18 protein-coding genes, 1 tRNA gene and 2 pseudogenes are annotated in these 20,776 nt (G+C 56.1%); 5 read left to right on the top strand and 16 right to left on the bottom strand.

Going from position 1 to position 20,776, the window contains the following annotated elements; translation table 11 throughout:
* Positions 1 to 281: 281 nt before the first annotated feature.
* The 4 genes from TMS3_RS24915 to TMS3_RS00270 all read right to left on the bottom strand — a co-directional run bounded on the left by TMS3_RS24915 (position 282) and on the right by TMS3_RS00270 (position 4,549).
* Positions 282 to 2,162: a coiled-coil domain-containing protein gene (locus tag TMS3_RS24915; RefSeq protein WP_152985462.1), complete on the bottom strand. Its 1,881-nt coding sequence runs from the start codon at positions 2,160 to 2,162 to the stop codon at positions 282 to 284.
* Positions 2,152 to 2,664, bottom strand: coding sequence for an ABC-three component system middle component 2 (locus TMS3_RS24910; protein WP_152985461.1), 513 nt, complete (start codon positions 2,662 to 2,664; stop codon positions 2,152 to 2,154). The genes TMS3_RS24915 and TMS3_RS24910 overlap by 11 nt, the downstream gene beginning before the upstream one ends.
* Positions 2,652 to 3,650, bottom strand: a complete 999-nt coding sequence (locus tag TMS3_RS00275; RefSeq protein ID WP_025163228.1) for an ABC-three component system protein — start codon at positions 3,648 to 3,650, stop codon at positions 2,652 to 2,654. Before TMS3_RS00275 ends, TMS3_RS24910 begins: the two co-directional genes overlap by 13 nt.
* Before the next feature lie 128 nt (positions 3,651 to 3,778).
* Positions 3,779 to 4,549, bottom strand: coding sequence for a nuclease-related domain-containing protein (locus tag TMS3_RS00270; protein WP_025163227.1), 771 nt, complete (start codon positions 4,547 to 4,549; stop codon positions 3,779 to 3,781).
* A 226-nt stretch (positions 4,550 to 4,775) separates the two neighbouring features.
* Here TMS3_RS00270 and TMS3_RS00265 point away from each other — a divergent pair, with 226 nt between their 5' ends.
* Both TMS3_RS00265 and TMS3_RS00260 read left to right on the top strand, forming a co-directional pair.
* Positions 4,776 to 5,027 carry a helix-turn-helix transcriptional regulator gene (locus tag TMS3_RS00265; protein WP_025163226.1) on the top strand — a complete coding sequence of 84 codons (252 nt, stop codon included), beginning with the start codon at positions 4,776 to 4,778 and terminating at the stop codon, positions 5,025 to 5,027.
* Positions 5,027 to 6,223 (top strand): type II toxin-antitoxin system HipA family toxin, encoded by a 1,197-nt coding sequence (locus TMS3_RS00260; protein WP_025163225.1) that lies wholly within the window; start codon positions 5,027 to 5,029, stop codon positions 6,221 to 6,223. The genes TMS3_RS00265 and TMS3_RS00260 overlap by 1 nt, the downstream gene beginning before the upstream one ends.
* A 24-nt stretch (positions 6,224 to 6,247) precedes the next feature.
* Here the strand turns inward: TMS3_RS00260 and TMS3_RS00255 are convergent, their stop codons facing one another.
* The 8 genes and pseudogenes from TMS3_RS00255 to rpsU form a co-directional block, all read right to left on the bottom strand.
* A complete protein-coding gene (locus TMS3_RS00255) occupies positions 6,248 to 6,622 on the bottom strand; it encodes a DUF7079 family protein (protein ID WP_025163224.1) in 375 nt (124 codons plus the stop codon).
* 46 nt (positions 6,623 to 6,668) lie between these two features.
* Positions 6,669 to 6,935, bottom strand: a pseudogene (locus TMS3_RS24385) (DUF4172 domain-containing protein); the annotation flags it as partial.
* A 106-nt stretch (positions 6,936 to 7,041) separates the two neighbouring features.
* Complete coding sequence (locus TMS3_RS00250; RefSeq protein WP_025163223.1) at positions 7,042 to 7,437, bottom strand: putative Ig domain-containing protein; 396 nt, start codon at positions 7,435 to 7,437, stop codon at positions 7,042 to 7,044.
* 1,042 nt (positions 7,438 to 8,479) lie between these two features.
* Positions 8,480 to 8,780 (bottom strand): annotated as a pseudogene (locus tag TMS3_RS25535) (PAAR domain-containing protein); the annotation flags it as partial.
* Between the two features lie 169 nt (positions 8,781 to 8,949).
* Positions 8,950 to 9,026, bottom strand: a tRNA-Ile gene (locus tag TMS3_RS00235).
* A 241-nt stretch (positions 9,027 to 9,267) separates the two neighbouring features.
* Entirely contained in the window at positions 9,268 to 11,109 is a 1,842-nt protein-coding gene (gene rpoD / locus TMS3_RS00230; protein WP_025163222.1) for an RNA polymerase sigma factor RpoD, read from the bottom strand.
* A 67-nt stretch (positions 11,110 to 11,176) separates the two neighbouring features.
* Positions 11,177 to 13,147 (bottom strand): DNA primase, encoded by a 1,971-nt coding sequence (gene dnaG / locus TMS3_RS00225; RefSeq protein ID WP_025163221.1) that lies wholly within the window; start codon positions 13,145 to 13,147, stop codon positions 11,177 to 11,179.
* A 141-nt stretch (positions 13,148 to 13,288) separates the two neighbouring features.
* A complete protein-coding gene (gene rpsU / locus TMS3_RS00220; RefSeq protein WP_003296736.1) occupies positions 13,289 to 13,504 on the bottom strand; it encodes a 30S ribosomal protein S21 in 216 nt (71 codons plus the stop codon).
* Positions 13,505 to 13,711: 207 nt separating this feature from the next.
* Here rpsU and tsaD point away from each other — a divergent pair, with 207 nt between their 5' ends.
* A complete protein-coding gene (gene tsaD / locus TMS3_RS00215) occupies positions 13,712 to 14,737 on the top strand; it encodes a tRNA (adenosine(37)-N6)-threonylcarbamoyltransferase complex transferase subunit TsaD (protein WP_025163220.1) in 1,026 nt (341 codons plus the stop codon).
* A 40-nt stretch (positions 14,738 to 14,777) separates the two neighbouring features.
* Here tsaD and plsY read toward each other — a convergent pair whose 3' ends face one another.
* Positions 14,778 to 15,347 carry a glycerol-3-phosphate 1-O-acyltransferase PlsY gene (gene plsY, locus TMS3_RS00210; protein ID WP_025163219.1) on the bottom strand — a complete coding sequence of 190 codons (570 nt, stop codon included), beginning with the start codon at positions 15,345 to 15,347 and terminating at the stop codon, positions 14,778 to 14,780.
* Positions 15,348 to 15,563: 216 nt separating this feature from the next.
* Here plsY and folB point away from each other — a divergent pair, with 216 nt between their 5' ends.
* Both folB and folK read left to right on the top strand, forming a co-directional pair.
* Positions 15,564 to 15,920 carry a dihydroneopterin aldolase gene (gene folB, locus TMS3_RS00205; RefSeq protein WP_025163218.1) on the top strand — a complete coding sequence of 119 codons (357 nt, stop codon included), beginning with the start codon at positions 15,564 to 15,566 and terminating at the stop codon, positions 15,918 to 15,920.
* Positions 15,911 to 16,447, top strand: coding sequence for a 2-amino-4-hydroxy-6-hydroxymethyldihydropteridine diphosphokinase (gene folK / locus TMS3_RS00200; RefSeq protein WP_025163217.1), 537 nt, complete (start codon positions 15,911 to 15,913; stop codon positions 16,445 to 16,447). Before folB ends, folK begins: the two co-directional genes overlap by 10 nt.
* Here the strand turns inward: folK and TMS3_RS00195 are convergent.
* The 3 genes from TMS3_RS00195 to TMS3_RS00185 all read right to left on the bottom strand — a co-directional run bounded on the left by TMS3_RS00195 (position 16,444) and on the right by TMS3_RS00185 (position 20,689).
* Positions 16,444 to 17,676, bottom strand: coding sequence for a multifunctional CCA addition/repair protein (locus TMS3_RS00195; RefSeq protein ID WP_025163216.1), 1,233 nt, complete (start codon positions 17,674 to 17,676; stop codon positions 16,444 to 16,446). The genes folK and TMS3_RS00195 overlap by 4 nt on opposite strands.
* A 164-nt stretch (positions 17,677 to 17,840) precedes the next feature.
* On the bottom strand, positions 17,841 to 19,421 hold the full coding sequence (locus TMS3_RS00190) for a SpoVR family protein (protein ID WP_025163215.1): 1,581 nt from the start codon (positions 19,419 to 19,421) through the stop codon (positions 17,841 to 17,843).
* Positions 19,418 to 20,689, bottom strand: a complete 1,272-nt coding sequence (locus TMS3_RS00185; protein WP_025163214.1) for a YeaH/YhbH family protein — start codon at positions 20,687 to 20,689, stop codon at positions 19,418 to 19,420. The genes TMS3_RS00190 and TMS3_RS00185 overlap by 4 nt, the downstream gene beginning before the upstream one ends.
* Positions 20,690 to 20,776: the final 87 nt, after the last annotated feature.

Raw genomic sequence — 20,776 nt, 5'->3', positions numbered from 1 at the left:
ATGGCATCTAAAGCAGCTTCAGTGCTGCCGTACTCCGACCCTGCATCGCGAGATGCACCGCGGGTACAGGTGATAAGACCGTTAGCGCAACGGCATACCTTTCAGAGGATTGTTGGTGTTTGATCCTGCCTGCAAAAAATCATTATTCGGTTTCAGAAATTATGTAGAGGCGGTTTAGAAGTATTCCGCTAGAGCGTGTTTGGATTTGACGTTCTGCGGAGCGGACAATAGGAACAGGTCGCGATTAATTGAGCGTGTCCTGCTCCTATTATTCCAGTCTATTAAGCCGTTGCGAGCATCGGGAAAAGCCCGTATCGACCTCCACCTGAGCTGCCGTAGAAAATTTCTACATTCGATATGCGCTCAATATTTTCGGGTGGATCAATGTTTTCTAAAATAATAAACTGCCCCATGTGACTTATACTTTCTAGATGTGAAAAAAATCTGGACTTTACAGAAGTTTTCGAAAGCAATAGTTCGTCAGGAGCCAGATCACCCATTTTAGGGTTTTTTAGCGGATCTCTATATGTAATCAGCGGTGAGTCGAATACTATAAATCCAGGGTGAGGTAGTTCTTTCGTTCTGCAGTAAATCAAGAGAGCAACTTTAAAGGCCGCATGAGTAATAGCTCTAACTCCTTTGCCATTATCGATGCGTAACTTACCGTCGATGGAGATGTCATATTTATCATTGTCAAACGATACTATGTGCTCACCAGGAAATCCCCATGCACTTAATACGCTAGAAATTACCTTGCAAAATTCAAGTGACGAGGCTCCGGGTAGTGTCAAATTAGGTCTATCTTTTTTACCTGGTGCTTTTACACTTTCAAATTCTGAAATTTTGGCAAGATAACCATCTCTTTGATTCAAAAGAGAAAGCCCTCTCAGGACATGATATTTTTGAGAGAGTAAATCATTCAGGGACGCCTCATAAGACCCGACTTCTGGGCGCTTAGCCTCAAGCACTGAGTCTATTTCAGCCAATATATCCTCAGAGGCAGGTAGCTCTTCGTTTATTGAATAAAGCTCGATTCTAAGCTTGCTGATTGTTGATTCAAGTTCTGACTGTAGAAGTCTTATTTTCTGTATTTCAGCTAGAGCGGACTTTTGGCTTTTGAGTACTTCTTCAACTTGCCTTTTGGCAGTTTGAGCTTCCGCTGGGGCACCACAGATAGAACAGTCTGCGCTTTCTAGTGAAAGTAAGAAGCTGGCTTCCTCTATAGATTCAAGTCTGTCAATGTCTGAGTCATAAATGCTATTCAGCTGATAAAATCTTTGTAAGTGCAGTTGGATTTCGTCGGCGCGCTCTTTGTTCTGAGCAATGATTTTCAAGAGTGAGCTTCGTTTTTCTAGCATTTCTGCGGAGTTACTCTGGTAAGACTTTAACTCTTTTTTCACCTTTTCTAAGCTTTCATCAAGCCGCTCACCTTGGGCTCTCAAATCAGATATGTCTGGATAATCAGCTTCCAGTTTTTTGTTCAGGTCATCTAATAAGCTTGTGATGACTTCTATTTTGGTGGACTTGGCAGCGTTAAATTTTTTTGCGTCAAGGATCGGTATGATGGATTTGTCGTCCGTACCGGTTAACAGTAGCCTAAATACACTTCGCTCTTTTGGTCGTGTTACAGGCCCAAGATCACTCTCAACAGGAGAACGCTCAGACTGAATGCTAGTCTCGTCTACTAATACGTATGGCATTAGCTCTCGGAAATTAAAGTTTTCTTTCTCGCCAGATTGATTTTTTGCCAGCTGACGGCCCGACAGTTCTAAATATTCTAAGAGCCAGCCAGAAAAGCTCTGTTCACCTGAGCCGCGTTGAGTTGGCTGCAGAGTCTTAGATTTCGAGGGTAATTCCGAGTATTTCCAGAGGCCTTTATACAGCTTATACGCACCGCCTGAGGTGGATCGTAGAACCGTATATAGGCCTTCTCCCAATATTTCGATTCCCATCAGAATAGTGTCATAACCATTTCTTTCAGGAATGCCAGGCAAAGGCCCAGCTCCGCCGAACATAAAATCTAAAACTTTAAGAGAGAAGGATTTTCCTGTATTCGATGCTCCGTAAATAAGATTAAGCCTAGAGGTGAAGTCCAGCCTAACTGGTTTTTCCTGAATTCCAACAAACTCGATACTACGGATTGCAATTCCTTTATGGTTCATAGCGCACAACCTCTGGAGCTAAGTCTCCTTGAAATTCAACTTCCCAGTTTCCAATTTTGGCAAGAATCAGTTCTTTAATTTCAGCGCCAGACATGGGGGCTATAAAGTCAGCAAGCCACTGGGCTCGGCTCTTGAGTCCTTGTGAGTATTCAGAGTTCAACAGCTTAACTAAAGGGTGTGCATCATCTGTAGCTTGGTAATAAACACCTGTATCTGAGGGGGCAACTGATATCAATCCAAATCGGTGCATCAAGCCGAGTCCTTCCTGAACCAGGCTACGCCTAACAAGAACCTCACCAGTTCGCTGCGGAAGCTTAGGATGCATGCTGGGAGGGCCGCCAACATCTTCACTGTGAACAATTAAATGGTCAAACCAAACCAATTCATTTATGTCGTAATATCTAGGGTAGGCTGCGTCGAGAATAACTAAAGACCTGATACCTGTTTCTACCGGGCCATTAAAAATCCCTGTCCTATTTGGCGAAAAACTTAATTCTTCCATTTGAACTTCCCATCATTCACAAAATGATGACAAACCCCCTGCTTAACAGGGACGCGAGCATATTTAGAGGCGATTCCAGATGTTTGAACAGTCGCTGCCTGTTTCATCACAGCTGATATTTTTCCCATTGTTTCTGAGTGTTTTTCACCGAGCACATCAGCTATTCCATGGAAAACGTCTTGTTCAACCAAGTCAATAACACTTGGGTCGGTGTTGTCTCTATAATATCTCTTAAATGCATCGGCATCAAAGAATCGCTCTCGCTGCAAATCGAGATTTTGCAGAAGATGTGGGTGGGCAGAAATTTCACCATGATGTGCGAATATGGTTTTCTCCTGCTCTCCATAAGCATCTATCAATTGCTTAATATACTCTGACTCAGTATCCAAAATCTCTTGTGGAACAACACCTTTTGGTGAGCTTCCTGGGTCCGCTCCGAAAAACTTAAAAAGTACTTTCTTGGCAGAGTCATCTGAAAGTATGTCCTCTAGCGCAACCCTGCATACAGTCGAGAAATCGAAATTATTCACTGTTGCCAGAACCTCGTCCGCCAACGGGATGTCGCCGCCATCAATTATCTTGTATCGGCAATACTTATCCCACTGGTCGATTAGGAATTTTTTTAATTTGCTCGGGTTAAACACTAGGTGCTCTAGATTTCTGTTTAGTCCTTTAGGCGCTACAAAGCAGTACGTGGATGGGGGATTGAACTCACCTTGAGAAGCATAATAAAGAATCTTCCCTAGCTCACAGATCGCGGTGTCGGTAGGAAGGCGCTTTCCATATTGTTTACACTGATAATTATCCCACTCACCCTCATGTTTTTCAGCGGTACGAAAGCCGACTACATCGCGCCCTAAATCCCCTGAACCTGAAAATCTAGCGACCTCATAATATTTTGATTGCTTATTCCCCACCCAATCCCTAACAAATAACTCTAATTGCACATCATCAAGAGCAAGAACGTCACGAGAGTAATCCTGCATTCCCCACCCTTCTAATAAAATTAGGCCAAAGTTTTTCTTCTGATTAACTAGCGCACGACGATAGGCGTGTTTTCATCAGCCCTAGAGTTGCTAAGGGGAGACCACAACTTCCAGTCCTCTCCTGCATTTCAAATACTCTGCATCGTTCGGCACTTGGGAAACCCCGAGCATCCCCAAAACTGCTGCCCCGCTTTTTCCCCTGATTTCACGGTGCGGATTAGCAACGCACTGCCGCATTTCGGGCATTGCCGTTCGGCTGTCGGATCGCTACGGCGCTTAAGGTTTTGCACGTGTTCGCGATGGGTGGCGAGCGTCGGTGCGCGGCGGCCAGTTTGCAGGGCGTGCAGCATGGCGTCGGTTTCAGCCTCGCTGAATAGCGGCTGCTGGAATGACTTGATATAGCGGATAAAGCCGATGCCCTGGGTCACGTTGGCCGGCACTTCGGTTTTGAAGGTGCTGCCGCCAACGAAGGTGATGACCGAGTGCAGGTGCTCGGGGTTAACGCCAAGGGTGGCTTCCAGGGCTTTGAGGTGTTTGTAGTTCTGCCGTAGCGGGTTCTGAAATTTGAAGGTGCGTTTGTAGAGCTTCTGCGTCCACTGCGCCTGCTTCTCGCTGCCGAAGATCCAGCCGCTCATGTTCTTCGTTTCCAGCACGAAGATGCCGTAGGGCGAGAGGAATACGTGGTCGATCTGTGTGGTGCCGTCTGGCGTGTTCAGCGTGACGTTGTGCAGGCGGCGGTAGGTCTGCTTTTCCAGCTGCCAATGGGCAAACAGCCGCACCAGGAGTTCGCCAATATGACCTTTGGCCCAAGGCGACTTGAGAAGACCGATCAGCAGTGCTGCTGGAATAAACCAGATCAGCATGCCCCAGACCTGCGCGATGACGGGGGTGAAGTCCATTTCCCAACCTTCAGTAATCCTGAGTTAACCGGATAGTACCGAAAGTAAGCGTTAATGGACGAAAGTATTCTATGGCGACATTCGGCTCATTGCGTGAGCCGAATATTCCGGCTATTCGGCTCACAAGCCTCCTAACCCTTTTCAGGTTGGGTATTAGCTGCTGCATTGATTTTTTATTAAGTCATGTATACGTTACATCTACTCTATTTAGTAACGTATTCATAACATGGACTATTCCCTCATCACGCTGCGCCTCGGCGAGCAGCTTCGGCAGCGCCGCCTCAATCGCGGGCTGACTCAGGCTGCGCTCGCTTCCCTGGCTGGCCTCACCCGGCAGAAAGTCATCGCTATCGAGAAGGGTGATCTGTCCGTGGGCATGCTGGCTTATGCACGAGTGCTGGCCGCTCTCGACTGCGAGCTCAACGTGGTGCCGGCAGCCATGCCCACGCTGGACGAAATCCACGGAGTATTCGACTGATGACGACCGTGCTGCAGGTTGCAACGTCAGAGGGCGGCAGTGGCAAGATCCTTACCAGTGCCGGGGACTACCTGTTCCGCTACCACGAAGACGCCAAGGCGCAGGCGGCGATCAGTTTGCTGATGCCTGTGCGTTTGGATGAATACTGTCATCGAGAGCTGCACCCGATCTTCCAGATGAACCTGCCGGAAGGCTACGTGCTGGAACAGTTACGTAACCGCTTGGCCAAGGTGGCGAACGTTGACCCGATGTTGCTGCTGGCGTTGTCTGGCAGCAGTTCGCCAATTGGGCGGGTGGCGGTCAGCTCTCCGGAGGTTGATGCGCTGTTGGCGCGTCAGCAGTTTCCCGGAGAAAAGCTGGCAGAAATCCTCGCCTGGGACGGTGCAGAAGACATATTCGTTGGCCTGGTGGATCGCTACATTCTGCGCGCCGGCATCTCGGGTGTGCAGCCCAAGGTACTGGTGCCTGAACATCAGGATGCTGCCCCGCAGCGCTTCACCTCGAAAACCTCTGACCTGATCATCAAAAGCGGCCGGGATGAGTTTCCGGGGCTGGCGATCAATGAATTCCTCTGCATGTCGGTGGCTAAGCAGGCAGGGATTGCGGTGCCGGAGTTCTACCTATCCGACAACGCTAAGCTTTTCGTTATGCGCCGCTTCGACCGTGACGAACAGCTGAATCCGATTGGTTTCGAGGACATGGCGGCGCTGATGGGGCTGGCTGCGGAGCAGAAGTACAGCAAGAGCTATTCCGCCATCGCCAAGGCTATCCGTTTGTACTGCCCATCCGAGCACGTGCAGGGCTCATTGGCGCAGCTATTCGCTATGGTCACCTTGAGCTGCATCGTCGGCAACGGCGACGCCCATTTGAAGAACTTCGGGTTGCTGTATTCCGACCCTACCCAGCGCGATGCACGACTCGCACCGGCCTACGATATCGTCAACACCACGGCCTATATTCCAGAGGATGTATTGGCGTTGGATCTGGCGGGTAATAAGTCGCTCTTAACCTCGCGCCAAGGGCTGCTGGACTTCGCTAAGGTCTGCGATGTGGCGCACCCAGAAGATGTTATCCGCGAGCAGTTGAGCGCGCTGGAACGGGTGCTGGCTCGTTCGACCGAGTTATGCGAGCGGGCACCGCATGTGGTTGCGGCAATCAGGCACAGTGCGAGCCCGTTTATAAGAACTTTCGGCTAGCGATTCGGCGTTTGTGGCAGCTGCTCATCTGCCAGCGTCGGCCGCGCTTTGGCGATCTAGCTCGCGCTCGATGCTCAGCCACTCGTCCTTGAGTCGGTAACGAAGGTAGACCACGAAGGCTCGATCGCGCAGGCGGCGAAAGGTCGAAATGCGGCGGGCTTCCTGAGTGCTCTCGATAGTCTCGGTGAGCCAAGTGCTCTCGAATGCTGTCCAGATCGGTGGGATGGGGGCCTGCAGGTTGGAATAGCAAACTGGAGCCACTTCCTCGAAGAACGCGACCTCTATCGTGGCGAGGTCAAACCCCGCCAACTGCCGAGCGATGGCCTTGTAGTCGACTTCGTTGTCGACGAAGGCATCCGATAGCGCCGACCACAATCGAGTGCGCTCATCGCGCGTCAAAACACTTCCCACTTGGAAAACTCCTCAAGTTTGGACTACCCCCGATGCTGTAGATCTTTCGCCTAATCCGCTCCCGCTTCAGCCGCTGGAAAAAGCTTTCCGCCACCGCGTTGTCGTGGCAATTACCGGGCGCTACCCAGCGCGCCAGTGATGAGCGCACCGAACCGACATTCCACTGCTCGCCCTCGATAGCGGATGAGGTGGTGATGTTTTGCAGCATGGCATTCAGGCTTCTCTGCATCTCAGTATCAGTACCAACAGCTCCGAGCATAACGAGCAAGCGGCCCTGAGCCTGGCCGCAAGCGCGGAGCAGTTGGGCTGCTGCCTGATCAAGAAGGGTTCATTCATGGGGCTTGCACAGGCGTGAGCCGATTAGCGAGTCTATTCGGCTCACTGTCTAATCAGCTCGTAAAGCGCCGTTACTCAGTGACCTCAAGCTTATAAACACGGCTTGCTCTACGCCCTGCGCATTGAGTGCCGTAAGTGCCAGCGGCCATGTGCACTTCATAGGTGCCAGCCTTGAGCGGCGTGCCAGTGATGAGCCCGTACGCGTCGCGGTCTTGGTGCTCAACCCAAAGGCCCTCAGGTAGGGCGTAGGCATCATTCACATAGATGCCATGAACGGGCGTCGAGGTGTTGATCACTTCGAGTTGCACGCTATATGGCCTGCCCACTGCAGCTATGGGCAGGATCTCAGGGAGTAGCGTGGGCTCGGGCTGCATGGCGCAGCCCGCCAGCGTGTTGCCAAAGATACCTGCTTCGCAGCCCGCAAGAGGTAGCGTTAAGCAGAGGGCAAAAAGTAGTTTCCTCAGCATATGGGGTTCCTTCCTGATCATGGGATTCGGCTGAATACGATCCCGCCAAACACGTCCTTGAGAAGCTGCTTGAGCGTGTAGCCCCGTGTTACCTGGTGCATGGACTGCCCCCAGGAGAACAGCTTGGAGTTGACGATAACCTCATCTGGCAAGGTGGTCTGGTCGACTGGGCCGCCTTGAGTCTGCGGGGCTTTTTCCCAGGCGATCCAATGGTTTTTTCCGACCCCAGCGCCGCCCTCCACCATCGCAGCAGAGATCAGCGAGGTGACATGATGTTGGTTGCCCGCATAGCTCAACAGTTCCAGGAATTTCTCCTGATTGATATGCCCTCGGAATTGGATGTTGTCGAACACTACGGTCGCGCCGGCTTTGGTAAACCATGATTTCACTTTCCCAGGCAGGGTAATCCCAGGGATCTGGTCACCAGGCGAGTCGTAATCGAAAAGGTCATTCTCGCTGTCACGCAGGCTGGCCAAGGAAATCCAGTCAATCGCGGATATACGATCACCCGCCGCCGTATCGCTGAATTTCTTTGGGTTGCGGCAGTCATGACTTGGCTTGATGTGTAGCTGCCCTATGGTCGTTTCACCTGTTTCCCACAGTTCGATGATCGCCTGGGTGTAAAGGTCAGGTCGATCCGCCAGCAGTGCGTAGAAGAAAACAGCTGGCCCGCACAGGCTCGTCTCTTGCTGGTTCGGCCAAGGGGTGATTCTTTCCTTTGTGGAAATGTATTGGCCTTGAGACCTTGCGACGCGTACTCGCAGCTGTTCAATGACTTTGCCTTTCTCAAATGGATCACTTGCAGTGCCCATTGGATGGGCGCGGTCGTTGAAAACACGAGTCTGAGAAGCCGAGCTCTCAAAGGTGTCCACAATCTGCTTGGCCGCTGCAACTCGATCTGTCGACTGAGCAGGCTGCGCTATTGCCGATGCTGTTGTGGCTTGCTGTGCAGGCTGTGCAGCAAGCGCCGTGGCAGGCGGTTGGCCCTCGGGGGCTTTTGCTGCTGCCGGGGCTGCGACTGCAGCTAACGATAATGGCGTTGGCGCGGTAAACGGTGCCGCGACGGCGGAGTTGCCGATGATCACGCTGCCAGAGCCGCCAACGATCACGCTGCCATGTCCACCCGTACTGCCCAATGTCGCTGCTGGCAGACCATTGATCAGCACCGTGCTAACCACTGCGCCCGTTATGGGGCTGCCGCAGGCCGACGTATCGGTCATCCGAGCGGCTGGTAAGTTGTCAAAGAGGACGTTGAGTGAACCCGTGGCGATGGGGTTTGTGCCATGGCCAGGTAATGGGCAAGAGGTGGGGTCAGTTTGGCGAGCCGCCGGTTTTCCGCTCATGGTGAAACCTCCTTGTTTCCGTAGGCGTAGATCCTACGCATGTCTCCGTTAGTGCTCTTGCAGCATTTGTCGAACTGGGCGCGGTGTCACGGTTTGCTATGGGTATAGGACTGGTCTAGCTGCTATTCGTGCAGGCATGAAAAAGCCGCGCAGTGCGCGGCTTTGGAGTTGGTGGGCCCACACGGACTCGAACCGTGGACCAAAGGATTATGAGTCCTCTGCTCTAACCAACTGAGCTATGGGCCCTCAGAGGCGGGCGGATTATACCGGCCCTGTCACGCTAGCGCCAACGGAACGGTGAGTATGCTGACACTGTGGCAAAGGAAGCGGTCGCAAATGCGCCGTTGGCTGTGAAACCAGGGGTGTGCATGTGCTCTGCAGTGGAGGGAGCCGTGTGCGCGGGCTTTGCTTGTGGTTTGTCTGGCGAGGCGAGGCTATGTCGAGGCGGCAGAAAGCAAAACCCCCGGTTTGGGCCGGGGGTTCTGTTTTACTCGTCGAGGAAGGAGCGTAGATGCTCGCTCCGCGTCGGGTGGCGCAGCTTGCGCAACGCCTTGGCTTCGATCTGGCGAATTCGCTCGCGGGTCACGTCGAACTGCTTACCGACTTCCTCAAGGGTGTGGTCGGTATTCATGTCGATGCCGAAGCGCATGCGCAGTACCTTGGCTTCACGTGCAGTGAGGCCGGCGAGTACTTCGCGGGTGGCTTCCTTGAGGCTTTCCACGGTCGCCAAGTCGATCGGCGATTGCATGGTACCGTCCTCGATGAAGTCGCCCAGATGCGAGTCTTCGTCATCGCCGATCGGGGTTTCCATGGAAATCGGCTCTTTGGCGATTTTCAATACCTTGCGGATCTTGTCCTCAGGCATTTCCATGCGCTCACCCAGCTCTTCCGGGGTCGGTTCGCGACCCATTTCCTGCAGCATCTGCCGGGAAATGCGGTTGAGCTTGTTGATCGTTTCGATCATGTGCACCGGAATTCGAATGGTGCGCGCCTGGTCGGCAATCGACCGGGTGATCGCCTGGCGAATCCACCAGGTGGCGTAGGTCGAGAATTTGTAGCCGCGACGGTATTCGAACTTGTCCACCGCCTTCATCAGGCCGATGTTGCCTTCCTGGATCAGGTCGAGGAATTGCAGGCCGCGGTTGGTGTACTTCTTGGCAATCGAGATAACCAGGCGCAGGTTGGCCTCGACCATCTCTTTCTTCGCCCGACGGGCCTTGGCTTCGCCAATCGACATGCGTCGATTGATATCCTTGATCTCGGCCAGGGTCAGGTCGCACTCGGCTTGCAGTGCGGTGAGCTTCTGCTGGCCGCGCTGGATGTCTGCCAGTCGGTCACCAATAGCTTCGGCATACTTGGCCTTGCCCTTTGCCAATTGCTCGGCCCAGGTGGTGTCGATTTCATTGCCGGGGAACAGGCGCAGGAAGTCAGCACGCGGCATCCGCGCATCCCGCACGCAGATTTGCATGATGGCGCGCTCTTGGGCACGCAAGCGCACCAGGGCGTCGCGTACTCGTACCACCAGCGCGTCGAATTGCTTGGGCACCAGCTTGATTGGCATGAACAGTACGGCCAGGGCTTTCAGCTCGGCAATGCCTTGCTTGCTGTCGCGGCCATGCTTCTTCAGGGCTTTCTTGGCTAGTTCCAGCTGTTCGCTGATAGCGGTGAAGCGGCGCAGGGCTTCTTCCGGATCCGGACCGCCGTCGCCTTCTTCTTCCTCTTCATCGTCGCTGTCGTCTTTGTCGTCGTCATCGCTGTCGTCAGCGCTGTCGTCTTTGACGGGTGCTGGCGGGGCAGGGGTCGGTACGACGCCGTCATCCGGGTCGATATAGCCGTTCAGTACTTCTACCAGGCGGCCGCCTTCGGTGGTGACGCGAGTGTATTCATCAAGGATGCTGTCTACGGTGCCAGGGAAGTGGGCAATAGCCCCCATGACTTCGCGGATGCCTTCCTCGATGCGTTTGGCGATTTCGATTTCGCCTTCGCGGGTCAGGAGTTCCACCGTGCCCATTTCGCGCATGTACATGCGCACCGGGTCGGTGGTTCGGCCGATATCAGTTTCAACGGCCGCGAGTGCGGCAGCGGCTTCTTCAGCCGCTGCTTCGTCGGTGTCGGCGTCGGCCAGCATAAGGGAATCCTTATCTGGCGCAACCTCGAATACGTTGATCCCCATGTCGTTGATCATGCGGATGATATCTTCCACCTGTTCCGGATCGGAAATATCCTCCGGCAGGTGGTCGTTGACCTCCGCGTAAGTCAGGTAACCCTGCTCACGACCGAGTGTGATCAACTCTTTGATACGAGACTGCTGTTGCGCTTTTACGGACATAACACCCTATCCACTGAAGGTCTTGGCGGGCAAAAAACAAGCCGAGGATTATACCCGAGTAAGACCCTCACGCGCCAGTTGAGCTCGGGATTACCGGTGATGTATTACGACTCAATAGATTGCGCAGCTGATTTTTTTCCTCTGCACTTAACTCACTTTGACGGGCTTTGCGCAGTAAATGTTCCAGCATGCGCTCCCGTTGGCGGGCTATAAGAGTAGTTATAGTGTCGAAAAATTGTTGTTCAAGGTTATCGGCCGAAATCAGCCATTCCTTTTCCGCTAATGCCCGCAATAGGCGGCCTTGTTCGGTTCCGTGCCAGCGTGCGATCAGTTGCAGCGAGCGCAGCGTGGGGCTTTTCTGCAGAGCGCCGAGCAGGGCAACGAGTAATTGTGCGTAGGTGTCGTCTTCGCCGGCGAAGTGGCTGACGTCCTCTACTTTTTGCGCGAGCTCCGGGTGGTGCAGCAGGGTGCGCAGGGCGCTCAGGTGCGGCGATTCGACGCTGACCGCGGTGCGTGGTGCGCGGGGAGAGAAGTCGCCACGGTCCTGTTTGACCCACTTGTTGCCCTCTTTCTTCCAGTTACCTTTGCCCTTGCCCTTGCCCTTGCCCTTGTTGCTGCGCTCGAAGCCTTGCGCTGGGCTGGGCTTCTCATAGTCGTCATAACTGGGTGCGGCGTCGTAATAGGCGCTGTCGGGGATATCCGGGTAGTCGTTGGGCGCTGCGCTGGGTTTGCTGGCGGGCGCGGCCTGGCTCGGGGCTTCGCCGCTGAGCCCGGTGATCTCGGTGAGGCGCTGGCGCATCAGGGCGCGCAAGTTGGCGCCAGGAATCTTGTCGATCAATGGGGCGGCCAGGGTGGCGAGGTGTGCTTTGCCTTCCAGGGATCGCGGGTCGGCTTCTTCGCTGAGTTGCTGAAAGAAGTAGTCGGCCAGTGGTTGTGCTTGCTGGTTGATGCGTGCACGAAAGGCGTCAGTGCCCTCGCTGCGCACCAAGGTGTCCGGGTCTTCGCCGTCCGGGAGGAACAGGAAGCGTGCGCGGCGACCGTCTTGCAGGCTCGATAGCGTGGCTTCCAGGGCGCGCCAGGCGGCATTGCGTCCAGCCTGATCGCCGTCGAAGCAGAACAGTACGCTGGGGACGATGCGGAACAGGCGCTTGAGGTGTTCTTCGCTGGTGGCGGTACCGAGCGTGGCGACGGCATTGCGCAGGCCCTGTTGGGCCAGGGCGATGACGTCCATGTAGCCCTCGACCACCATGATCTCATCAAGGTTGCGGTTGTTTTTGCGTGCCTCGAACAGGCCGTAGAGCTCTTGGCCCTTATGGAATACCGGGGTTTCCGGCGAGTTCAAGTACTTGGGTTTGTCGTCGCCAAGTACCCGGCCGCCAAAGGCGATCACCCGGCCACGGCTGTCGCGGATCGGGAAGATCACGCGATCACGGAAGCGGTCGTAGCGCTTGCCGCTTTCGGCGTTTTCGACCAGTAGGCCGGCGTCAATCATGCTCTTCTGTTGCAGGCTGTCGCTGGCCAGATGCTTGAGCAGGTTATCCCAGCCTGGCGGGGCGAAGCCGAGGCCGAAGTCGCGGGCAATTTCGCCAGACAGGCCGCGGCCTTTTAGGTAGTCCACTGCGGCTTTGCGCTGTGGATGGCTCTTCAGGGCTTGCCGGTAGAATTCGGCGGCTGCCGTAAGCAGTGGGTAGAGCGGCGAGTCGGTCGACTGTCGCGGTTTGTTGCTGCGTCCGCCTTCTTCGCGCGGTATGTCCATGCCGGCGCGTTTGGCTAGATCCTCGATCGCCTGGGGAAAGTCCAGTTGGTCGTGATCCATGACAAAGCCCAGGGCGTTGCCACCCGCGCCGCAGCCAAAGCAGTAATAGAACTGTTTGTCCGGGCTGACGCTGAACGAGGGGGTTTTTTCTTTATGGAAAGGGCAGCAGGCGGTGTAGTTCTTGCCGGCTTTTTTGAGCTGAATGCGCGAGGCCACCACGTCGACGATGTCGGTGCGGTTGAGCAGATCATCGATAAACGATTGTGGGATCAGGCCGGCCATAAGCGCTCAGAATACTGTCGTGGAAGGCGGCTTGGCAGCTGCGGCAGAAACTAAAAGACTCCGGCCGCCACCCGTGGGTGGCTCGGAGTCTAAAAGCTAAACCCGGCCGAGGCCGGGTATCAGGCGTTACGCTTGTACGTATTAGTACAGACGAACGCTGCGGCGCTGCTCGCGCTGCACTTTCTTGGCGTGACGCTTAACAGCGGCTGCTGCTTTACGCTTACGCTCGGAAGTCGGTTTTTCGTAAAATTCACGGCTGCGAACTTCAGCCAGAACACCGGCTTTTTCGCAGGAGCGCTTGAAACGACGCAGAGCTACGTCGAAGGGTTCATTCTCTTTAACTTTGACGGCTGGCATCCAGGGCGTACCTTCTTCATTACCGGGGTTAACGTGCTCCTGGCAAATCGCGCTGGAGAACGTAGGTTTTTAAGGGTTGCGGATGTTACCGTCTCATCGCCGGGAATGCAAAGCCTCTGATCGAAAAGCACTGGTCGGGTCGTGTCAGGCACCATTATCATGCGCCCCTTCGAAGTCGCCCCCCTCTACTACTACAAGGCACTGCCCATGCTGGTTCTGGGATTGGAAACCTCTTGTGATGAAACTGGTGTCGCGCTCTATCACAGTGAGCGTGGGTTACTGGCAGATGCGCTATTCAGCCAGATTGACTTGCACCGAGTCTATGGTGGAGTGGTGCCCGAACTGGCATCGCGCGACCACGTCAAACGCATGCTGCCACTGATTCGCGAGGTTTTGGCTGAGGCCGGCTGCGTGTCGAGCGATATCGATGCGATTGCCTATACCGCAGGCCCTGGCTTGGTCGGCGCGCTGCTGGTCGGTGCTTCCTGTGCTCAAGCTCTGGCCTTTGCTTGGGGTATCCCTGCTCTCGGTGTGCACCATATGGAAGGGCACTTGCTGGCCCCTATGCTGGAAGAGCAGCCGCCGAGCTTTCCGTTCGTCGCTTTGTTGGTGTCTGGCGGGCATACCCAGTTGGTGAGAGTCGATGGTATCGGTCGTTATCAGCTACTCGGTGAGTCGCTCGATGATGCCGCTGGTGAGGCGTTCGACAAAACGGCCAAGTTGATGGGGTTGCGTTACCCGGGCGGGCCAGAAATTGCGCGCATGGCGGAAGGTGGCACGCCGGGGCGTTTCAAGTTTCCTCGGCCCATGACCGACCGGCCGGGTCTCGATCTGAGTTTCAGTGGGCTGAAGACCTTTACCTTGAATACCTGGCAGCGCTGTCGCGAGGCGGGTGATGACACGGAGCAGACGCGCTGCGATATCGCCCTGGCGTTTCAGCAGGCGGTCGTCGAGACGCTGACCATCAAGTGCCGTCGAGCACTCAAGCAAACGGGTTTGAACAATCTGGTGATCGCCGGTGGCGTCAGTGCGAACACCGCACTGCGTGCGTCGCTGGAGCGGATGCTGGGCGAGTTGAAAGGGCGGGTGTTTTATGCGCGCCCGGCTTTTTGTACCGATAACGGCGCAATGATTGCTTATGCCGGTTGCCAGCGGCTCAAGGCGGGTCAGCACGAGGGCTTGAGCATTACCGTGCAGGCGCGCTGGCCGATGGAGCAGTTACCCGCGCTGTAAGGCTGCGCTTTGCAGAATGAGCAGGGTTCAGTCTGCCGATTCAAAAATGCCGTTCACGGCCGGCGAACAGATCGCGTAGATTGCCGCGATGGCGCCAGACAACCAGGCCGGTGAGTGCGCTCATTGGCAGCAGTGCTGCAGGCTGTTGCCAGGCCAGTAGCGGTAATATCAGCGGTATGGCGATCAGCGCGGCGATTGAGCTGGTGCGGGTAAGGGAGAAGGCCAGCAACCAGGCACTAACCGCCAGAAGCGCTGCTGGCGGGTAAAGCCCCAGCAGCATGCCCGCGGCAGTGGCGACGCCCTTGCCGCCGCGGAAACGAAAGAACAATGGATAGAGGTGACCGACTACAGCCGCGAGGCCAACCCAGGCTTGCTGTTGCAGGTTGAGGCCAAGTCGGTAGGCAATTAGTACGGGCAGCAGACCTTTGAGTAAATCGCCCAACAAGGTCAAGATGGCCAGGCGTTTGCCAGCGACCCGCATCATGTTGGTGGCCCCAGGGTTGCCCGAGCCACTGGCGCGAGGGTCCGGGCCATGAACCAGGCGGCTGAGTAGAATGGCGAAGGACAGTGAGCCGAGCAGGTAGGCGAGGATCGCCAGCAACCAAAACATGGTATCCATTCCGGGCGAGGGACGCCCTGATTCTAACAGGCCGTTGAAATAGGTAGCGAGCTCAGGCTGGGACCTCGAGATAAGGAAGGCACGTGCAGTTTATAAAGGATAAATAAGCTTCTGAGCCTGGTTCCTCTGCGCTGTAACTGGCGCCGAGGTGTTTAAAAGTGGCCTGCCAAAATGTGATGTGGCCTCGTAGCGTTATGGAGAGAGTGCTTGGACATAGTTTTTATTGAGGGTCTGGAAGTCGATACGGTGATCGGTGCCTATGACTGGGAACGCACCATTCGCCAGTGCTTACGCCTGGATCTTAGCTTGGGCTGGGATAATCGACCGGCTGCTGCGGGCGATGATCTGAGCAAGGCGCTCGATTACGCTGCGGTGTCGACGCGTGTGCAGGCTTTCGCCAGCGAATCGCAGTTCATCCTGGTGGAAACCTTTGCCGAGCGCCTGGTTGAACTGCTGATGCATGAGTTCCAGATTCCCTGGCTACGTTTACGTTTGACCAAGCCCGGTGCAGTACCGGCCGCTGCAGGTGGTGTTGGTGTGGAGATCGAGCGCGGATGTCGCTAACTCCGGTTTTTCTCGGCCTTGGCAGCAATATTGAGCGTCAAGCCCACTTGTGCGCCGGCCTCGAGGCGCTGGCTGGTTTTCTGCGGGAGATGCGCTGCTCGCCGGTGTTCGAAAGTCAGGCTGTGGGGATCAAGAGTGGGCCGTTCTTTAACCTGGTGGTGACGGGTTATACCGACCTGCCCTTGCGTGAACTGGATCGTCGCCTGAAGTTCATCGAGGCGGACAATGGACGTTACGCACCGGAGCGCAAGGGCCTGCCGCTGGATATCGATGTGTTGCTGTATGGCGATCAGGTCGGCAATTTCGATGGCCTGATACTGCCCCGCGCAGAAATTCTGCAGAATGCTTTCGTGCTGTGGCCTCTGGCGCTATTGGCGCCGGATAGCCTGCATTTGGGCGAACGGCGCAGTTTTGCCGAGCTGTGGCAGGCGGCGCGAATCGACCAGCAGCTGTGGCCGGTGGCCTTCCAGTGGCGCGGGGTCGAGCTGACCCCCGAGTCGCTGCGCCTGGCCTTTCCCGAGTCTTAAGGCGTTTTCGCGCTGTTCTTGTAGAGCTTGAGCGCCTTCAGGCGCTCGCGCTTCAGTGCCTCTCCCAGTTCTGGGCCTTTAAAGCCCTGCTGCAGCAGCGGTTGTACCGCGACACTCCGAGCCGCCTGCATGGCACCGCGTAGGTAGTCGGCCTGAGGGTAGGCGGACTGCTCCAGGCCATCGCGGCCGCGGGCATCCATTTCGCAAGCGGCTATAAAAGCTTCGAAGCGCTGCGGTCGTCGATAGACGTCAAAGTGCTGCAGCAGCTCTAACAGGGTCGAGGCCTTCAGCTCCAGGGCGCGATGACCATGGGTGTGATATTCACCGACCAGTAGGGCCAGCTCCTGGCAGTCTTTCGGTGCTTTGCTGCGCTCGTTTATCGCACGAATCGCCGCCAGGCCGCGTTGCTCGTGGGCAATATGCCGGGGCCAATCTGCCTGGGGTGTAAGGCCTTTGCCCACATCGTGCAGCAGGCAGGCCCAGCGCACGGTCAGGGGTTGTTGATGTTCGGCGCATTGCCGCAAGACGCTGAGTACATGCGCGCCGGTGTCGATCTCCGGATGGTGGGCGGCTGGCTGGGGTACGCCAAACAGTGCGTCGACCTCCGGCAGCAGTGCCTTGAGGGCGCCACAGTCGCGCAACACGTGGATAAATATATCCGGGCGTGGCTCCAGCAGCGCGCGGGAGATTTCCTTCCAGCTGCGCTCGGGGGTTAGCGCCGACAGTTCGCCGGAATCGCTGAGTTGGCGCATGAGATCGAGGGTCGGTTGGGCGACGCTAAAGCCCTGCGGCGCGTAACGCGCGGCAAAGCGAGCGACGCGCAATACCCGTAACGGATCTTCGGCAAACGCCGGGGATACATGCCGTAGCAGGCGTGCGGCGAGATCGCGTTGGCCGCCGTAGGGGTCGATCAGCCGTCCTTGAGCGTCTTCGGCCATGGCGTTGACGGTCAGGTCACGGCGAATCAGATCTTCTTCCAGCGTAACCTCCGGGCTGGCGTAGAAGGTGAAGCCGCCGTAGCCACGCCCGCTCTTGCGCTCGGTGCGCGCCAGGGCGTACTCCTCTCCGGTTTTCGGGTGCAGGAACACCGGAAAATCCGCACCCACCGGGCGAAATCCCTGCTCTAGCATCTGTTCGGCCGTGGCGCCGACTACCACCCAGTCGATCTCGCTGACCGGTCGCCCTAACAGGCGGTCACGTACCGCGCCACCCACTCTGTAAATCTGCATGCCTACCTCCGTTGCCGCAGAGGATAACGGTTGGGCGTGCTGGTGGGAAAAGGCTTATCACCCAGGCGTTCAAGTCGAGGTAGGCGGTCGGGTGGGCAATGGGCGTATCACAGCAGTCGCAGCCAGGCTGCTGTGATACGGACAGGCGCGGCGGGGGCAGCCGATCAGATGGGGGGAATGATCAGGTCCAGTCGTGGGTGATCGCTGTCATGTTCAGGATCGCCTTTGGGCGGTACGTGCTGGGTGTTGATCAGTTTGTCGCCTTGCAGTGTTTCCAGGTGGATATCGAAGCCCCACAGACGGTGCAGGTGCTTCAGCACCTCTTCGGTCGAGCTGCCTAGCGGCTTGCGATCATGCTGTTGATGGCGCAGGGTCAGCGAGCGGTCGCCGCGTCGATCGATGCTCCAGATTTGCACGTTGGGTTCGCGGTTGCCGAGGTTGTACTGAGCGGCAAGGGTTTCGCGGATGATCTGATAACCCGGATCGTCGTGGATAGCGGAGACCAGCAGTTCATCCTTCTGGTCGTCGTCCATGATGCTGAACAGCTTGAGGTCGCGAATCACCTTGGGGGACAGGTACTGCAGGATGAAACTCTCGTCCTTGAAGCTCTTCATGGCAAATTTCAGGGTGCTCAGCCAATCGCTGCCGGCGATATCGGGGAACCAACGCCTGTCTTCATCGGTTGGCGCCTCACAGATCCTGCGGATGTCGCGGTACATGGCAAAACCCAGGGTGTAGGGGTTGATGCCGCTGTAATAAGGGCTGTCGAACGGTGGTTGGTAGATCACGCTGGTGTGCGACTGCAGGAACTCCATGATAAAGCCTTCGGTGACCAGGCCTTCGTCATACAGGTCGTTCATCAGGGTGTAGTGCCAGAAAGTCGCCCAGCCTTCGTTCATTACCTGGGTCTGGCGCTGCGGATAGAAATATTGGGCGATCTTGCGCACGATGCGGATCACCTCGCGCTGCCAGGGCTCCAGCAGCGGTGCGTGCTTTTCCAGGAAGTACAGGATGTTTTCCTGGGGCTCGGCGGGGAAGCGCTTGTTGTCTTTGTCGTCGCTTTTGTCCGCTCCTTTGGGGATGGTTCGCCAGAGGTCGTTGATCTGCTTTTGCAGGTGTTCTTCGCGATCTTTCTGCCGGCGCCGCTCTTCTTCGGCTGAGATCGGGTAAGGGCGCTTGTAGCGATCGACACCGTAGTTCATCAGGGCGTGGCAGGAATCCAGCAGGTCCTCCACGGCGTCGATGCCATGACGTTCCTCGCACTGCATGATGTACTGCTTGGCGAACACCAGATAATCGACAATCGAGCTGGCGTCGGTCCAGGTGCGGAACAGATAGTTGCCCTTGAAGAAACTGTTGTGACCGTAACAGGCGTGGGCCACCACCAGGGCCTGCATGCACATGGTGTTTTCTTCCATCAGGTAGGCGATGCAGGGGTCGGAGTTGATCACGATCTCGTAGGCCAGGCCCATCTGGCCGCGCTTGTAGTTCTTCTCGGTACTGAGGAACTGTTTGCCGTAGGACCAGTGGTGGTAGCCCAGTGGCATGCCGACCGAGGCGTAGGCATCCATCATCTGCTCGGCGGTGATGACTTCGATCTGGTTCGGGTAGGTGTCCAGCGCATAGCCTTCGGCGATCCGGCTGATCTCTCGGTCGTAGGCGCGGATCAGCTCGAAGGTCCATTCCGAGCCGGTGGAAATCGGTTGACCTTTCTTTTTGCGCACAGCGCCGTCATATGCCGTCATGTTTCGAGCCTCCGCTGGAACAGTTCGCGGAACACTGGGTAAATATCCGTCGCCGAGACCAGCTGCTGTTGAGCGAAGGTGTCGACGAACGCTTCGCAGACCTGCTCGTATTCGAACCACAGCGCCTGGTGCTCGCGCGGGGTGATCTCGACGTAGGTGAAATACTGCACGAACGGCATGATCTGTTTGATCAATATATCCCGACAGATCGGTGAATCATCGTTCCAGTTGTCGCCGTCCGACGCCTGGGCCGCATAGATATTCCACTCATTGATGGGATAGCGCTCGGCCATGATCTCCTGCATCAGCTTGAGTGCACTGGAGACGATGGTGCCGCCGGTCTCGCGGGAGTAGAAGAACTCTTCCTCGTCCACCTCTTTGGCGCTGGTGTGGTGGCGAATGAACACCACTTCGATCTTGTCGTAATTACGCTTGAGGAACAGGTACAGCAGGATGAAGAAGCGTTTGGCAATGTCCTTGGTTGACTGGGTCATCGAGCCGGAAACGTCCATCAGGCAGAACATCACGGCTTTCGAGCTGGGGTTCGGCTGCTTCACGAGCAGGTTGTACTTGAGGTCGAAGGTGTCGAGGAACGGCACGCGATTGATGCGCGCGTGCAGTTTGCTGATTTCAGCTTCCAGTTGCTGAATGTCGCCTAGGTTGTCCGGTTCCTCGCGCTTGAGGCGTTCCAGTTCGGCTTGCGCGACTTTCAGTTTGGCGCGGCTGCTCCCGGACAGGGCAATACGCCGTGCATGGGCCGAGCGCAGGGTGCGGATGATATTGATCCGTGACGGATTGCCCTCGTTGCTGATGCCGGCGCGCACGGTCTTGAAGGTGTCGCTGCCGGTCAGGTGGCGTTTGACCAGGTTGGGCAGTTCGAGGTCCTCGAACATAAAGTCGAGAAACTCTTCTTGGGTAATCTGGAAGACGAACTCATCCATGCCTTCGCCGGAGTTGCTGGCTTTCCCCGCACCTTGACCTGCGCCGCCGCCTTGCGGGCGAGGGATGCGCTCGCCGGTGGTGAATTCTTTGTTGCCTGGATGGACGACGGTCTGCTTGCCGCCGCGACCATGGTGCAGCACCGGCTCGTCGATGTCGCGACCGGGAATGCTGATCTGTTCGCCATGCTCCATGTCGGTGATGGAGCGGCGACTGACCGCCTCCTCCACCGCTTTCTTGATGTGGTCACGGTAACGCCGCAAAAAGCGCTGGCGGTTTACCGTGCTCTTGTTCTTGCCGTTCAGGCGCCGGTCGATCACATGGCTCATAGGCCCCTCCGGGGAGCTTTAAGCTGCAAGCCACAAGCTGCAAGTGGAGGCGTGTTGGCGGGCTCTCCTACTTGCAACTTGAGGCCG

Source organism: Pseudomonas taeanensis MS-3, assembly GCF_000498575.2.
Lineage (GTDB): Bacteria > Pseudomonadota > Gammaproteobacteria > Pseudomonadales > Pseudomonadaceae > Aquipseudomonas > Aquipseudomonas taeanensis.
Note: the sequence above shows the minus strand (reverse complement) of the source record. Positions and strands in the feature narration are given on the sequence as shown.